The organism is Petroclostridium xylanilyticum (assembly GCF_002252565.1).
Taxonomy (GTDB): Bacteria; Bacillota; Clostridia; order SK-Y3; family SK-Y3; genus Petroclostridium; species Petroclostridium xylanilyticum.
On sequence record NZ_NPML01000029.1, the window covers coordinates 200,862 to 218,565 of the forward strand.

A 17,704-nucleotide genomic window follows, 5' to 3' on the forward strand; every position below is an offset into this window, starting at 1 on the left:
ATTTTGATATTGGTTATCGATATAATGTTGGATAGTATTAAGGGGAATCAAAGGTGTGGGGGTTATAATATGTTTAAAACAATTAAGGAAGAAATAAAAGTAATACTGGAAAGGGATCCGGCAGCAAGAAGCTGGCTGGAGGTATTATTGCTCTATCCCGGCCTTCATGCTGTATTAAGCCATAGGCTTGCACACTGGTTTTATAACCGGAAGATGTTCTTCATTGCCCGGGCAATATCTCAGATAAGCCGGTTTTTTACAGGCATCGAGATACATCCCGGAGCTAAAATAGGCAAGGGATTGTTTATAGACCATGGTATGGGCGTGGTTATTGGAGAGACAACTGAAATAGGCGACAATTGTACCATATATCAAGGTGTAACACTTGGAGGAACGGGGAAAGATAAAGGTAAGAGACATCCTACCATTGGTAACAATGTGCTGATAGGTTCAGGTGCGAAGGTTTTGGGACCTTTCAAAGTTGGGGATAATTCCAAGATTGCTGCCAACGCAGTAGTGCTTAGGGAAGTTCCGCCTAACAGTACCGTTGTCGGCGTGCCCGGCAGAGTTGTTACAAAGGATAATAAGAGAGTGGCCCCTGCCATTGGGGTGGATTTAGACCAGATTCATCTGCCCGATCCGGTATCTATGGAAATGTGCAGATTATTGGCAAAAATTGAACAATTGCAGCAAGAGCTGCACGATTGTCAGTTGCGACAAAGAAACAACGATACCAGTATAAAAGAAAGTGAAACATAATCATGAAAAACGTATCTATTACACCATAAACTACGCAATATATTTATGATGTGTCATAGTGGGGAGTGGACAGTGGGGAGTGTTTTTTGAACTTGATCGGTAATTTACTCCCCACTCCTCACTCCCCACTACTTCGCACTTTAAATATATTGCGAATAATTGCGCTACCATGAAAGTGGAACAAATTCATAAAGGAGGTTGACAACAGTTAATAAAAAGTTATAAATTAATGTTGACATTTATAATTTAGTATAGTCTAATACAATTAGAGGTGGTTAATGTGAAGTATTATACTATACATGAGTTTTCTAAATTAGTTGGAAAAACTCCTCAAACATTAAGAAACTGGGACAAAAAAGGATTACTTATTCCACATCATACAGGTGCTAATGGATATAGATATTATTCGCATGACCAATTAAAACAAGTATTAAATATTAAAGAAGATAAAAAATCAAAAGTTATTATAGGATATTGCCGAGTATCTTCGTATAAACAAAAAGACGATTTACAACGACAAGTTGAAAACATGAAATTATATTTAGACAAACAAAATAAAAATTATGAAATAATTGAAGATATAGGCAGTGGGATTAATTATACTAAAAAAGGATTAAGAACATTATTAAGAAAAATAGTCAACAATGAAGTTGAAAAAGTCGTTGTTCTTTATAAAGATAGATTGTTAAGATTTGGTTTTGAATTGGTGGAATATATATCTAATCTGTATGGATGTGAAATTGAAGTAATAGATAGTACAGAAAAAACTGAACAACAAGAACTTGTTGAAGATTTAGTGCAAATAATAACTGTATTTTCTTGTAAACTTCAAGGTAAAAGAGCAAACAAAGCACGTAAAATGATTGAGGAGTTGACCGAAGATGATAAAGACAATTAGAGTACAATTATTACCTAACAATAAACAAAAGACTTTATTAAAGAAATGTGCAGATGTGGCACGATGGGCTTATAATTGGGCTTTATCTAAGCAATTAGAAAATTTTAAAAACGGTGGCAAGTTTATAAACGATGGAGAGTTAAGAAAGGAACTAACACAACTAAAGAAAAATCCTGAATATAATTGGTTAAATGAAGTTTCAGCACAAATACCAAAACAAGCAATAAAGGATTTATGCATAGCTTATAAAAACTTTTTCAGAATAGAAAATAAACATTATTCTGAAAAAACTAAGAAAAAAGCATTAAGACAAGGTAGACAATTGACAGTTTATGATTTAGAAGGACATCCAAAATTTAAAAGCAAAAAAGATGTACAACAAGGGTTTTATCACAGAGAAGATTTAGGACATTTAAAATTTAAAGGTGATAAAGTAAAACTTGAAAAGATAGGATGGATTAAACTATCTGAAAATAGAATCGAATTACAAACAGCGGAAAAATTTTATAATCCAAGAATAAAATTTGATGGTTTTAATTGGTTTATAACCGTAAGTATTGATTATAAACCTACCAACAACCAAAAGTATTCAGATGGAATAGGCATTGACTTAGGAGTTAAAGATTTAGCAGTAATTAATGATGGTAGAAAAATACCTAATATTAATAAGAGTCAAGAAATAAGAAGATTAAATAAAAAATTAAAAAGACTCCAACGTAAATTATCAAGAAAATATGAAAAACAAAAAGAAGGAGGTGTAAACCGTTATAAGAAAACTAAAAACATTATTAAGTTGGAGTACCTTATTCGTAAAGTTCATAAAAAAATAAAAGACATTCGTACAAATTATTTACATCAAGAAACTGCTAAACTGGTGAAAGCCAAGCCAGAGTTTGTATGTATGGAAGATTTAAACGTTAAAGGCATGGTTAAAAATCATAAATTAGCAAAATCCATACAAGAACAAACATTTAGTGAGTTTCGTAGAATAATAGAATATAAATGTAAATGGAACAATATTAGATTTATAGTAGCAGACAGGTATTATCCATCAAGCAAGACATGTAGTGAATGTGGATATATTTTAGATAAGATGTCTTTATCAACAAGAAAATGGGTGTGTCCTGAATGTGGAATAATGCATGACAGAGATATAAATGCAGCTATAAATCTAATGAAATATGGAAAATCAGCATAATTCACTTAACGAATTATGTTGGTATGTACGGTGTCGTCACATCGGAATTTAAGCCTTTGGAGAGTCATACCAAACGCAAGTAGGATTCCGAAAGCGGACTCTATGAATAAGGAAAAGAACATAAAAGTTATAAAATTTATAACTTTTTATAAGTTTCTTATAACGGACAACAATCATGAAACTATATAATACACTTACACGACAAAAAGAAGAATTTAAACCAGTTACCCCAGGTGAGGTAAGAATGTATTCCTGCGGCCCTACAGTATATAATTATTTTCATATCGGTAATGCAAGACCATTTATTATATTTGATACATTGAGAAGATATCTTGAATATAGAGGTTATAAAGTAACCTTTGTACAGAATTTTACTGATATAGACGATAAAATGATTAAGAAGGCCAACGAAGAAGGAATTACTGTTAAGGAACTGGGTGAAAGATTTATTGCCGAATATTTTAAAGATGCAAAGGGACTGGGAATCAAAGAAGCAACTGTACATCCAAAAGCTACTGAAAATATAGATGCCATTATTGAACTTATCAAAAAATTAGAAGAAAAAGGATTTGCCTATAATGTAGATGGAGATGTTTATTTTAATACTAAAAAGTTCAAAGAGTACGGAAAGTTGTCCCATCAACCGCTCGAGGCCCTGGAGGCAGGGGCGAGAATAGATGTAAATGAACAAAAGAGAGATCCCATGGACTTTGCATTGTGGAAAAAGCAAAAGCCGGGTGAGCCTGCATGGGAGAGCCCTTGGGGAATGGGCAGACCGGGGTGGCATATTGAATGTTCTGCAATGGCAAATAAGTATCTTGGAACTACCATTGATATACACAGCGGCGGGCAGGATCTGATTTTCCCTCATCATGAAAATGAGATAGCACAGAGTGAAGCCGCCAACGAGGCACCTTTTGCCAACTACTGGCTGCATAATGGTTATATCAATGTAGATAATCAGAAAATGTCAAAATCGTTAAATAATTTCTTTACGGTAAGGGATGTAGCAAAAGAATATGATTATGAAGTAATAAGATTTTTTATGTTATCAGCTCATTACCGCAACCCCATTAACTTTAGCAAAGATTTAATGGAACAGGCAAAAGGCGGGTTGGAAAGAATGTACACCTGCCTTGGCAACCTGGAATTTTTCAAACAAAATGCCCAGGATAGGGCCATGAATGGACAGGAGATGGAACTGGCCAGCAGGCTAAATAAGTATAAAGAGAACTTCATTGCAGCCATGGATGATGATTTGAATACTGCTGATGCTATCGCGGCCATGTTTGAAATGGTCAGGGAAATCAATGCAAATATTACGGCTACAAGCAATTCATCCGTAGTAATTATAGAATTTGCTGCAAACCTGCTAAAGGAGTTAGGGAACGTATTAGGAATATTGCAAAAGTCACAGCAGAATTCTCTGAATGCTGAAATAGAAGAACTAATTGCTAAACGGCAACAGGCGAGGAAAGAGAAAAACTGGACTTTAGCCGACAGTATACGTGACCAGTTAAAAGAAATGGGAATCGTACTTGAAGATACTCCACAGGGGGTAAAGTGGAGAAAGGTATAAATCAGAAAAATGATACTCAGCCCAATGTGATGTACCAAGTACGATGTATATCCCTGTTTATCGTGAACAATGAACGGTTTTTGTGCTGTATTGCAGCATGGCGGTTAATAACAAATAACAGGAGGCTGGTCAAAATGGAAGCAATCAGCGTCATGCTTGTAGACGATGAAAGACTTGCGATTGAAGACCTGAGAAATTTAATCCGGTGGGATGAATATGGGTTTGAAATTGTTGCTGAAGCCACCAACGGGAAAAAAGCTTTAGGACTTTATGAAAAGTATTTTCCACAGATCGTAATTGTCGATATACGCATGCCGGTAATGGACGGTTTGGAATTCAGCCGGAGGCTGCTCTCCCATGGAAGACATACCAAAATTATACTTTTGACTGCTTATAAAGATTTTGAGTACGCAAAGCAGGCAATAGAAATAGGTGTTTCCAACTATATCTTAAAACATGATATCAATGAACAGAGTCTCCTGAGTGAACTCAACAAGATAAAAAAGGAACTGGAGACGGAAAAAAGAAGGCATGGCGTTCTGAGACAGCAATTTTTAAAGGAAGTTTTAGAGGGCAGGACTCCTGATGAATGGATAAGATATGAAAATAAGGACTATATAGAGAATCCAAAAGAAAATTTTGCTTTACTGTTGGTACATCTTGATGTCCCGTACCCGGTGATGGATGGGTTTGTACACATTACAGGAAATCCTATCGATGAAAGGCTGGATTTAACCGGACTAATATTGCCTGAAAGCATCTATTACATGGAAAAGATAAGTATTGATCATGAAACGCTTGCTATCCTTGTTTCCATTAAAAAAATCTACAGCCAGCGTGAGGTCAGGGAAACACTGTACCAGACAGCATGTCACATCCAGAAAAAATTTAGGCAGCAATGGGGGGATACGGTATCAATTGTCATGACGTCAACCAGTTGTGGCATAGAAGGTATATCCCCGCTTTACCAAAAAGCCTTGAATGTTATCCGCTACAGTGTCTTTGCAGGGAGGGAAAAAATTTTCCGCCACCAGGAACTGTTTGACAGGATAAGCCATAGTCCAATCAATGTTGAACCTGGACTCGGGAGAATGTCAAAAAGTTTGAAAAGTGTGGAAATTAACCTGGTAGAGGCAGAAATTGAGAATTTATTTATGCTGGCAACCTTTCCCGGCTGGAATTACTTTGGGTTGAAAAAAGTATGCAGCGGGTTGTTATATTTATTAGAAAATTACAGGCAGAATAACGCCCTGGCTTCAATATCAGCTGATGTACCCAATCGGAATGATGAATGGACAGATTGCTGGTATTCTGTTGACGGGATAAAGTGCTGGTTTAAAGAAGAGTTCGCCAAAGCGCTGAAAAGCGTCATGGATATTAAGGCCAACGGATATTCCAAAAAAGTACAGAAGGCAATCAACTATATCGAAAAGCATTACAGTGACGACCTGACCGCCGAAAGGTTAGGAGAACTGTTTGAAATCAACGGCATTTATTTAAGCCAGTTGTTAAAAAAAGAAACGGGATACACGTTTCTGGAATATCTCACCAACTGTCGGATCAAAGCAGCAAAAGATTTGCTGGCTACCGGAAAATATAAGGTCTATGAAGTAGCGGAAATGGTAGGGTACAAAACAAGCCAGTATTTCAGCCAGGTATTCCGGAAGGTGACCGGTATCAATCCGCTGGACTTTATGGAAGGTGGGGAAAATGATGAAAATGAGCATTAAAACAAAAATTCTGTTAAGTACAAGTCTTGTCATTATGGTTTCCCTTATCCTGAGTGGAACATTTGCCTATTACTATTTTGCAAATATTTTAAAAGAACAGGCGGTGAAGGATGACAAGGTAAAGCTTCGGCAAACCGCACGCCAATTGGAATACTATTCAGAAGATATCATCAAATTTTCGCAAAATATTATTACTGATAAAGATGTGCAGGAATATATGCGGAAGGATAATACGGTTGAAGATCCATTTGCCATGTTATCTGCAAAAAGTAAGGTCATTGAGCGCTTGAAAGATTATATCGCGTTGAGGGGCGGCTACATCCACAGTGCTGTCCTGATTAAAAATGACGGCAGTATTTGCTTTAATTTAGTGCCTTTCAGTGATGATTATATGAGGAATCACCTGAAAGAAGACTGGTATCCTGCCTATGAGGACAGAAAAAACAACTATTATTTTTCCAGGCCCCATCATATGGACATACGGGGCGTGCCGGCTGACGTAATCAGCTGTATTGTGACCATTCAAAGCGTTAATCAGTCGGACAAGGTACTGGGAGAGTTAATTCTGAATCTGAGTATGCCGTATTTTATAAAGTATATTGATGAAGCAAGCAAAGGGTTTGATGATTTCATGTGGGTTAACCAGGAAAACTGTATAATATATGCCAAAGCCGGTGATAAAAAATATCTTGATGTGAAGGACATTGCTGCCTATGTTTCGGGACCGCCTGTACAAGAGCCCCAGTTGATTTCAAAGCCGGACGGATACATTGTATTGGACCGGTCAATGGACAACGGATGGAAACTGGTATCCTTTACTTCAAACAAACGGCTTTTTCAGCGTATAGAATATATTTTTTACTTTTTTGTTTTTTTTATTCTTGCAAGTCTGATTTTTATCATAGCCGTTATTATGCCTATCATTCTCAATATTACAAAGCCCATCACAAAGCTCACAAGAAAGATAAAAGAGGTTTCCGGCGGCAATCTTGATGTAGAAATACAGATATCCAGCGGAGATGAAGTGGAGGCTTTATGTACGGGATTTAACAAAATGATAGGAGATATAAAAAGACATATCAATGAATCCATTGAGCACGAGAAGGTGAAAAGGAAAATGGAATTTGATATCATGCTGTCTCAGATAAATCCTCATTTTATTTATAATGTACTCAATACAATTATATACATGGCCAGAAAGGAGAAAAATCAAAACATTGCAAAAGTTACAGATTCATTGATAAGAATACTGCAGGATGGCATAAAGCTTGGAAAAAGCGGATTGTATACCAGTATCCGGCAGGAGATGGAAATCGTTAATCATTATGTTGAAATACAAAAATTCCGTTATAGTGAAATCTTTGTACTGGAGTGGAAAGTGGACGAGAGTCTCCTGGATTGCCTGATTCCCAAGACACTTATCCAGCCTTTGATAGAGAATGCACTATTTCACGGTATTTGCCCTAAAGATGAAAAGGGGACAATTATTGTTTCCATTTTTAAAGATGAAAAGGATGTAAAAATTATTATTGAAGACGATGGTGTCGGGATGGACCAGGATATGATCGATTCCATATTAATAGGAGAAAAGCATCTCAACTCCGGGGATAGTGTAAGGCATATCGGGATTTCCAATATCAGGGACAGACTTAAATACCTATATGGTGAAGACTACCGGCTTGAAATAGACAGCAGGCCGGGTGAAGGTACAAAAATTACTTTAAAAGTTCCCTTTGTGATGGGTGAATCTTAAAATTTTATACAAAATCTTAAAGTTGTTATGTTTTGCTTTAGGAATCGGTGTGATACCATAAAACTGTAAAAATTATTAAGCCGTGTGAGGAGGATTTTCAATGTACAGAATTCAATGGAAAAAAGCAATATGCATGGTGGCGGCCGTATTCATGCTCAGCAGCCTGCTTGCGGGGTGCGCTGGCAATAATGCCACAAAGCCGGCAGAAGATGCCGCAAAAAAAGAGGAGACGGCAAAAACTGAATTTTCGGCTGACAAAAAACCGGAAGACTACAACTGTACGCTTACAACCTGGGGCTGGGATGAGAATTACTGGAATACTGTAACCTCAGCCTTTAACAAGAAATACCCGAATGTAAAATTTGAATACACGCCTATGGCAAATGGTGATTCGGTGCAGAAATACCAGACTGCACTTGCTGCAGGGACTGAGCTGCCGGATATTGCATGGGCCATCATCGATTCAAGGGCCAAGCTTTTCGAGCTGGACATGTGGGAACCATTAAACAAGCCCCCATATAATTTTGATATTAATCAGGTGTTTGATTATTTGAAACCTGTTATGGTAAACTCAAAAGGCGATGTGTGCGGTATCGAGCAAAGTGTCAGTCCTGCCGGCCTTGCCTATAGAAGAGATTTGGCAAAGCAGTATCTGGGAACAGATGACCCTGCAGAACTGGAAAAGATGTTACCTACCTGGGACGCTTTTATTGAAAAGGGCAAGGAAATAAAGCAGAAAAGCGGCGGTGAAATCTTTATGTGGCCCGGGATGGGAGATGCAGCGCAGTTTATCAGGGAACAAAATCCCAGCCCGTGGGTTGAAAATGGTAAAATCATGGCCACCAAATCTCTCAAGCCGACACTTGACCTGCTGGTAAAATTCAGGGATGCCGGTATTGTTGACAAACTTGATGCATGGTCACCGGCATGGTATGCTTCCTATGGACAGGGGAAACATATGTTCGCCGGCTGCGCAACATGGACATCACAGTTTGTTATCCAACCCAATGACAAAGATGGCAAAGGTAAAGGACATTGGGGCTTGATGAATGCTCCGGGCGGCAATATCAGCTGGGGCGGTACCACGCTGGGAATTTCAAAAACATGCAAGAATAAGGACGCAGCCTGGGAGTTTATTAAGTTTGCCACACTTTCCAAGGAAGGAGCAGAAGCAATTAAACAGATCGGGAATTTTACTTCTGCAAAAGAACCTTACAAAGATCCCAATTTTGCATCCTTCAAAGACGAATGGTTTGGAGGCCAGGATACAGGAAAATTCTTTATAGAGCAGGTAATCCCTCAAATTAAGCTAAGACCGATGACCAAGGATGACAATATCATTCATGACGCAATGCAATTGGTAACTACTGCTTTAAATTCTAATCCGCAAATGACTTCGGATGAAGCGTTGAAGAAATTGATTGAGGAAATTAAAAACAAGCTTCCCGATGCACAGATAGAATAGTATGAAAATAGCTTGGAGCTCGGGGCTCAGAGTTTGGAGTATGTGAGACACAATAGAACCGATGTGGGTGGGTATCATCATATATAAAATGTTGCAGCCGGAAAATCACCATGGAGGGTGATTTTAGGCTTATCCCGGCACGGATGCCGGTATAAGCCGACGGCAAAACATGGAATACATGATGGTACCCATCCGTGGGAATGTATTTTCATCATTTTTTTGTATTGCTCTCACCAATTAATTTTAAATGAAAGATGGTATCACTATGGAAGTAATGTCAAATGCGAAAAATAACACTGCTTACTTGAAACGCAAAAAATATAATATCTGGCCGTATTTATTCCTGTTGCCGTTTTTTGCACTATATACTGCTTTTTTTGCGTATCCGACCCTTTATTCATTCTATATTAGTTTAACAGATTGGGACGGGGTGGCCGGGATCAATAAAATGAAATTTGTCGGATTGGCAAATTATATCCGGCTATTTACCCGCGATACCCTTTTTTATAAATCTTTATTCAATACTTTGCTGTTTATGGTTTTATATATTCCCGTCGTTATATTTGGCGGATTGGTGCTGGCTGTCTTATTATATAAGTTAAAAAGCAACCGCCGGTTGTTCCAAACTTTGAACGTACTTCCTTATATCACAACACCTGCAGCCATAGGCGTCATATTTGCGTTTATGTTTGACTGGTCAACCGGTATTATCAACAAAATCCTTGTTGCCTCCGGCCTTGTACAGGAAGGCATCAACTGGCTCGGTATTGGAAGTACGGCACGATTTGTTGTTATCCTGATGCTGATATGGAAAAATTTTGGATATTATTTAATTATTTATCTTGCGGGATTATCCACAATACCGGAAGAACTGACAGAAGCTGCACTGGTTGACGGCGCCAATGAGAGGCAGATATTTTTTAAGATTACCACGCCTTATTTGAGACCGATCACACAATTCCTTATTATTACAAGTATTACCGGAGGGCTTCAGTTGTTTGACGAGCCAATGGTTTTATTTGGAGGAAGCGGAGGAGGACCCTTCCTGATTGGGGGTCCGGACAGGTCGTGCCTTACAGGAATGATATATTTCTATGATAGGGCATTTAAAAGTACGACTTTTCTGGGCTACGGCGCTGCGATTACCTACGGAATTTTCATTTTTATTGTATTGTTAAGTTTCATTAGCTCCAGGCTGCTATACAGAGAGGAGGAAAGATAGTGAAAAAGCTGTTATTTATCGTTCCTCTGGCGATTATAACCGTAATTTCCGTATTTCCCTTTTATTTTGTGTTCGTGATGTCTACCCACACCACGGCAGAAATTTATAAAGGAGATATATTTTTTCCCGGATATGCTTTTATAGAAAATTTTAAGACTATCATTCATGGCGGTTTTTTACGTTACTATTGGAACAGCTTTTATATATCCGTTTTATCTGCCGCTTTATGTGTATTAGTCAGTGCATTAGCCGGTTTTGCATTGACAAAATATGATTTCAGGCTGAAAAAGCAGCTTACAACATTTATTATATTGACCATGATGGTTCCGGGCCAGATTGCCATGATAGGATATGCTGTTCAGATGAGGCATCTTAAGCTTTCCGGGACGCACGTACCCCTCATTCTGATATGGGGTGCCAGTTCTTATGCTGTATTTTTCATGATGCAGTACATGAAACAGTCGGTACCCAATGAAGTTATTGAAAGTGCACGGATAGACGGCTGTAATGAGCTGAGGATATTTTTTGAAATCGTAACAGCATTTATAAAGCCTGCTGTCGGAAGCTTGTTTATGCTGATATTTTTATGGTCATGGAACAGTTTCCTATTACAGATGATTATGATTAATAAAAAAGAATTGTTTACCATACCACTGGGCATACAATCTCTGGCGACAGCCTATACGCAGGATTGGGGGGCAAGAGGTGCAGCTTTGGCAGTATCGGTAATCCCTTTGCTCATCATATTTGCAATTGGTTCCAAGAGTTTCATAAAAGGATTGGCGGCAGGTGCTGTAAAAGGTTAAAATAATAGTGCGTTAACAGGCTCTAAGCCTTTCCGCAACGTTCTTTTCATAATATTCTTCAAAAATATTAAATGCGCCCAAAACTATTCAATACTATGGCTTGAGGTGCTGACATGAGAGAATACAGTATCAATCTGGAAAATTCAAATAAGAAAATTTATTCAGGACACATAAAATTGGGAGGGACCAGTCTAACGGGGGACAAAATCAGTTTTACAAATTACTATATGGAGCTGAATGGAAAGCCTTTTTTCGGGATATGCGGTGAATTCCACTTTAGCCGCTGTGATGAACGGTTCTGGGAAGATGAAATCATCAAAATGAAAATGTGCGGGATCAACATCATTGCTACTTATATTTTCTGGATCCACCATGAGGAGGAGCAAGGCGTTTTTGAATGGAGCGGTAATAAAAATCTCAGAAGTTTTATCCATTTGTGTGCAAAGCATGGCTTATATGTAATCATAAGAATTGGACCTTTTGACCATGGGGAATGCCGAAATGGGGGAATGCCTGACTGGCTTTTCGGGCGTCCCTTTGATGTGCGGTCAAATGATGAGGAATATCTGGTATACGTGCGAAGGTTATACAGGGAAATAGGCAAACAGGTCAAGGGCTTATTGTATAAAGATGGCGGGCCGGTGATTGGCACCCAGATTGAAAATGAATATATGCACGCCGGGGCTCCATTGGAGATGACCACCGGCGTAAGTAATGAATGGTTGCCTGCCGGCAGGGATGGAATCGAACACATGAAAAAGTTAAAGCAGATTGCTATTGAATCAGGCATCGATACACCCATTTATACTTGTACAGCCTGGGGAGGGGCAGCCGCGCCGGAAGATGAAATGCTTCCTCTTTGGGGAGGCTATGCTTTCTGGCCGTGGATTTTTTATGGGGATGTCAAAGAACATCCTGCCACGCCTGAATTTATTTTCAGGGACTACCACAATAATGCCATACCAAAATGCTACAATTTTGAACCGGGATATCCACCTGAAAGCTATCCGTATGCGTGTTGCGAAATGGGTGGAGGAATGACGGTATTCTATAAATACAGGTTCCAACTGCCTCCTGAAAGTGTTGAAGCGATGGCGCTGGTAAAAGCCGCAGGAGGATGCAATTTTGTTGGATATTATATGTTCCATGGTGGGTCGAACCCAACCGGGAAACATATAGTATATTTAAACGAGCACGCAACGCCTAAAATATCCTATGATTTCCAGGCTCCCATCGGTGAGTACGGGCAGATAAGAGAGCATTATAAAAGGCTCAAACTTCTCCATTATTTCTTTAAAGATTTTGAAGAAAGCCTGTGCAGCATGAAGACAGTGCTTCCGTATAATACCGAAGATATGGATCCGTATGACATTGAAATACTGCGGTATGCGGCCAGAGTAAAAGATCGTGCAGGATTTTTGTTCATCAACAACTATCAGGACCACGTCGAAACAAGAGAGCAAAAGGACTTTTGTATCCATCTGCAATTTGGCAGTGAAAAAATAACGATACCCGAAAAAGGCGGACTGACTCTTGGAAAAGACGCCTGCTGTATCTTTCCCTTTAATTTGGAAATGGACGGGGTGCGGCTGAAATATGCGACAACGCAGTTGATTACATGTACCCAACACAATGGTGAAAAATATTACTTTTTCTTTATCCCGCCGGGAATGAAGGGAGAATATGGTTTTGATTCAATCCGGACTGACCGTATTGAGATTGACCATGGGGAGATCGAAAAGGACGGGGGAATCATCAGAGTCCGGGTCAATGAAGCCGGCATGAGCATTATTAAGCTGACTTCCTGTGAAGGCAATAAAATAAATCTATGTACATTGACAAGAGAACAGGCTCTCAATCTATGGAAGGTTCATCTGTGGGGAAGAGAAAGATTAATTATCACCGACGCGAATCTTATTGTTTCGGAAAATGAACTGAAATTAGAGTGTGTGGACAAGGAGACGATCAACTTTGGTATGTTCCCGGAAATAGAGGGGGAAGTATTGATTGCCGGTGCAAAAATCGGGGAACCAATTAAAAGCGGAATATTTTCCGGTTATATGATCAATATACCTTATAAAAAAATTACGCCTGAAATCAATAAAATCAAAAAATCAAAAGCGGTTATCAGCTTTAAAGATAATTTATTCAATGGCCTGAAGGAAATTCTTCTCCGTGTTGATTATACGGGAGATATAGGCTATGCATTCATTGATGGCAGGCTTATCAATGATAACTTCTGCAATGGCGCCGTCTGGGAAATTGGCCTTAAAAGATATGAGAGCGAGCTTGTTTCAAAGGGAATGTATATCCACATATCACCATTGAAAAAAGGAGCACATGTAAAAAGTGATTCGACAATGGCTGCACGGATGGAATTATGCGAACAGGAAATTGCAGAAATCCATTCGATTCAGGCGATACCGGTATATGAAGTCTCAATAAAACAAAAGATGTGATAAAAATTCACCATTATTTTATCATTATCAATGTAATTGTAAGGGTTGGAAGGATAATATAGCTGGCCTTTAAACTGATTAGAAGGAGGAATAACATGAAACATTTGAAAAATACTGTTGTTAGTATAATCATGTTTGCAGTGGTATTTTCAATATTTGCGCCAACATATGCTTCTGAGACGGTCGCAGAAAGCATTTGCGTAAATCCTATTAAAGGGCTTAACCCTGATTTCATCATGGGTGCAGACATTTCAATGCTGGCCGAAATTGAAAAAAACGGCGGAAGGTATTATGATCAGAACGGAGTAGAAAAGGATTGTCTCCAGATTCTGAAAGAACATGGAATAAACTGGATAAGGCTTAGGCTTTGGAACGACCCTACAACCGACGCAAATGGAAAAGCAGGAAATGATATCGTAACAGTTAATGGAAGTCCGGCACCCGAGGGAACACAAGCCGGAGGCGGTAACTGTGATGAAGCCACTATAACAGGGCTTGCGGTCAGAGCAAAGGGGCTTGGCTTTAAGGTATTGCTTGACTTCCATTACAGTGATTTCTGGGCTGACCCCGGAAAGCAGACAAAGCCGAAAGCTTGGGAAGAACTGACAGGAGAAGGTTTGCAAGATGCAGTATATCATTATACCAAAACCGTGCTCAACAATATGAAGAACGCCGGTGCAATGCCAGACATGGTACAGATCGGAAACGAAACAAACAGCGGAATGCTGTGGCCAGACGGTAAAACGTCCAATGGCTACGCCGGATGGATAGGATTGATTAATGCGGCCACAAAAGCTGTAAGGGAAGTGGGAGGAACAAATACCAAAATAATGATTCATCTTGCCGATGGTGGGGATAATGTTTTGTACAGAAGGGTTTTTGATAAACTTACAGATTTTTCCGATGCTACAGACTATATTGCATCAGCTGATAAATATAACGAGGGAAAGAGTGGGATAGATTTTGATGTGATAGGTTTGTCCTATTATCCATTTTGGCATGGTTCTTTGGATAAATTCAAAGCTAACATTGACGATATTGCCAAAAGATATGGAAAGGAAATTGCTGTGGCCGAGATTGGCTACGGTTATACCTTTGCAAACGGGGACAGCCAAAGCAATGCCTTCGGAGAAGGTATGGACGAGATCGGAGGTTATCAGGCCACCGTTCAGGGACAGGCACAGCTGTTAAGGGATGTCATGGAGGCTGTTTCACAGATTAAGGATAGTGAAGGAAACAGCAAAGGGATAGGTGTATTCTATTGGGCGCCTGAGTGGATTCCTGTTTTGGACGACAAAGGCAATAATCTTGCAGGATGGATCACAGGTCAAGGAAATGATAGTGAAAACAGGGCACTTTTCGATTTTAACGGGAAAGTTCTTCCATCAATTAATGTTTTCAAGGATGTTAGAAAGAGTGTATCTGAACTACCTGAAGGCAAGCTTTATTCAGCAAAAATAATAAAGTTGCGTCCAGCAAGCGCTACAGTAACAGTCTCTGAAACGTCTGAACTGCCTGCTACCGTAAAGGCCGAATACAGCGACGGAACAATAAGGGATGTCTGCGTAAAATGGGATAATATTAAATCTTCAGATCTTTTAAAACTGCATACAATTACTGTATACGGCAGTGTGGAGGGGACTACTGAAAAAGCCGTATTAAACCTTAACGTGATAGGAAAGAAAAATTATGTAAAAGATTACAGTTTTGAATCCAGTAATTTGTCGAATTGGACGGTCACCAGAGATTCCGACAGTGTTCAGGCTTACATTGAGAGCAGTCCCGGCAACAACGCATATACGGGAGACAGGGTGTTTCACTACTACATTTCCCCCAATTCGTCCGGTTTTACCGTGCAGCAGACAATTACCGGCCTTCCAAACGGAACTTATACCTTGAAGGTCGTATCCCACGGCGGGGATTACGGTACGGTTGAAAGATATTTGTTTGCCAAGGATTACGGCGGAGAAGAAAAAAAGGTGAGTTTTGCCAATACCGGATGGCGGGATTGGAAACAACCTGAAATTAAGAACATTAACGTTACAAACGGCCAGTGTACGATAGGTGTCAGGATTGTTACCGCGGGAAGTGGCACATGGGGCAAACTGGACGATTTTGAGCTTTACCCGGACCTTTCTTCAGCCAATCTGGCTTTGCCGTATTCCATAAGTGCAGGTTCCAACTTTACGGTTAAGCTTTCGTACAGCAACCTGATTTACAATGTATATGCCCAGGACATAGCCATAAATTATGATAAGGACAAGCTTGAATTTGTAGACGCAGTCGGTGCAAGCAGCGATATAAAAGTACTGAGCAAAGACACTGAGATACCCGGAATGGTAAGGATTATTGCCGCAAATACAGGTACTGGAGGGTTATCTTGGAATGCAGATGTGCTTAGTCTTTTCTTCAAGGCAAAAAGTGGGTCTATCGGAACAGACGACATAACCATCTCAAGAGTGCTGATGGGAACAGCCCCTGAAGGATCTGTGGTAGAACCGGCAGGATTGACAACCACAAGAACAGCCAAACCAAGCAGTAGCAGCAATGGCAGCAGCAGAGCAGATTCGCCTTCCGTTCCTGTGGAAACGACGCCTTCGACAAGCAGCGAGTTAGTAAAAGTGGCGGTTAAAACGCCTGTTGTAGAAAACGGTATAGTAAAAATTTCCGTAGACGAAATTGCGCTTAAAAATGCTTTTGAAACTGTTCAAGAGGATGCCAAAGGCATGAAAACTGTGCTTGTCTCAGTGGACAAAATTGAAGGACGGTCCGCGTATGAGGTAATTCTTCCAGCTGCAAGCCTTGCAACAAAAGATTTAAAATATATGATAAAAATTGATACAGGCATAGGAATGATAATTGTGCCTGCTAATATGCTGAGCATTTCTGAAACTCAGGGAGTGCAAAAAGTGAGTATTGTAATGACCAAAGCGGATAAGGCCGGCCTTGGTAATACGCTTGAAGCACAAATATTGGATAGGCCGATAATAGAGATTAAGGTAAAACTTGATGAAAAAGAAATATCATGGGATAATCCTGATGCTCCTGTTACAGTATCCATTCCTTATACGCCAGCTGCTGAAGAATTGAAGGTTCAAGAACATATCGTTGTATGGCATATAGATGATAGCGGAAATATTGCGGTGGTTCCGAATTCAAAGTATGATGCAACCAGAGGAGGGGTTGTATTTTCTACGACACATTTCAGCAAATTTGCAGTTGCATTTGTGCATAAAACATTTGATGATATGGATCAATTTGAATGGGCGAAGAAACCTATACAGGTCCTTGCATCTAAAGGCATAGTCAAAGGTACTTCCGAGACAACGTTTACACCGGAAAAAAATATAACAAGGGCCGAGTATATTGTAATGCTTGTCAGAGCATTTGGTCTCACTGCAAAAGTGGATGGGAACTTTAACGATGTAAAAAGCACCGATTACTATTACCAAGCCGTTGGTATTGCCAAAAAGTTGGGGATAGTCACAGGGACTGACAATAACAACTTCAATCCCGGAGAAAGCATTACAAGGCAGGATTTGATGGTGTTGACGGCAAGAGCTCTTAAAGCAGCTAAAAGACTGTCGTCTGAGGGTTTTGCAGAAGATTTGGAAAAGTTCAAGGATGTATCGGAAATATCAGATTACGCATTGGAATCTGTTTCAGTACTTGTAAATAAAGGTATTGTAAACGGCAGAAATGGACTTATCCATCCAAAAGACGATGCTTCCAGGGCGGAAGCGGCAGTAATTATATATAGAGCGTCAAAAAATTAATAATTTGGTGTTGAACATGTTTAGACGCATGGATACGGAAACATGTTCCGGCATGCTGT

11 protein-coding genes are annotated in these 17,704 nt (G+C 39.5%); all 11 read left to right on the top strand.

Annotated elements, in window-relative coordinates; all coding sequences use genetic code 11:
• The first annotated feature begins 69 nt into the window (after positions 1 to 69).
• The 11 genes from epsC (at position 70) to CIB29_RS17490 (ending at position 17,645) form a co-directional block, all read left to right on the top strand.
• Positions 70 to 759, top strand: coding sequence for a serine O-acetyltransferase EpsC (epsC, locus tag CIB29_RS17440; RefSeq protein WP_094551862.1), 690 nt, complete (start codon positions 70 to 72; stop codon positions 757 to 759).
• A 280-nt stretch (positions 760 to 1,039) separates the two neighbouring features.
• Positions 1,040 to 1,657 (top strand): IS607 family transposase, encoded by a 618-nt coding sequence (locus CIB29_RS17445; protein WP_094546561.1) that lies wholly within the window; start codon positions 1,040 to 1,042, stop codon positions 1,655 to 1,657.
• Positions 1,641 to 2,855 (top strand): RNA-guided endonuclease InsQ/TnpB family protein, encoded by a 1,215-nt coding sequence (locus CIB29_RS17450; RefSeq protein ID WP_094551864.1) that lies wholly within the window; start codon positions 1,641 to 1,643, stop codon positions 2,853 to 2,855. Before CIB29_RS17445 ends, CIB29_RS17450 begins: the two co-directional genes overlap by 17 nt.
• 175 nt (positions 2,856 to 3,030) lie before the next feature.
• Positions 3,031 to 4,434 (top strand): cysteine--tRNA ligase, encoded by a 1,404-nt coding sequence (cysS, locus tag CIB29_RS17455; RefSeq protein ID WP_094551866.1) that lies wholly within the window; start codon positions 3,031 to 3,033, stop codon positions 4,432 to 4,434.
• A 134-nt stretch (positions 4,435 to 4,568) separates the two neighbouring features.
• Entirely contained in the window at positions 4,569 to 6,164 is a 1,596-nt protein-coding gene (locus CIB29_RS17460) for a response regulator transcription factor (protein ID WP_198543967.1), read from the top strand.
• The gene (locus CIB29_RS17465) at positions 6,145 to 7,917 is read left to right on the top strand and encodes a sensor histidine kinase (protein ID WP_094551870.1); all 1,773 of its coding nucleotides are present in this window, start codon (positions 6,145 to 6,147) and stop codon (positions 7,915 to 7,917) included. Before CIB29_RS17460 ends, CIB29_RS17465 begins: the two co-directional genes overlap by 20 nt.
• Positions 7,918 to 8,017: 100 nt before the next feature.
• Positions 8,018 to 9,382 (top strand): ABC transporter substrate-binding protein, encoded by a 1,365-nt coding sequence (locus CIB29_RS17470; protein ID WP_094551872.1) that lies wholly within the window; start codon positions 8,018 to 8,020, stop codon positions 9,380 to 9,382.
• A 265-nt stretch (positions 9,383 to 9,647) separates the two neighbouring features.
• Entirely contained in the window at positions 9,648 to 10,604 is a 957-nt protein-coding gene (locus tag CIB29_RS17475; RefSeq protein WP_242965325.1) for a carbohydrate ABC transporter permease, read from the top strand.
• The gene (locus CIB29_RS17480) at positions 10,604 to 11,410 is read left to right on the top strand and encodes a carbohydrate ABC transporter permease (RefSeq protein ID WP_094551874.1); all 807 of its coding nucleotides are present in this window, start codon (positions 10,604 to 10,606) and stop codon (positions 11,408 to 11,410) included. Before CIB29_RS17475 ends, CIB29_RS17480 begins: the two co-directional genes overlap by 1 nt.
• 113 nt (positions 11,411 to 11,523) lie before the next feature.
• Complete coding sequence (locus tag CIB29_RS17485; RefSeq protein WP_094551876.1) at positions 11,524 to 13,869, top strand: beta-galactosidase; 2,346 nt, start codon at positions 11,524 to 11,526, stop codon at positions 13,867 to 13,869.
• A gap of 95 nt (positions 13,870 to 13,964) precedes the next feature.
• Positions 13,965 to 17,645, top strand: coding sequence for a glycosyl hydrolase 53 family protein (locus CIB29_RS17490; RefSeq protein WP_094551878.1), 3,681 nt, complete (start codon positions 13,965 to 13,967; stop codon positions 17,643 to 17,645).
• Positions 17,646 to 17,704: the final 59 nt, after the last annotated feature.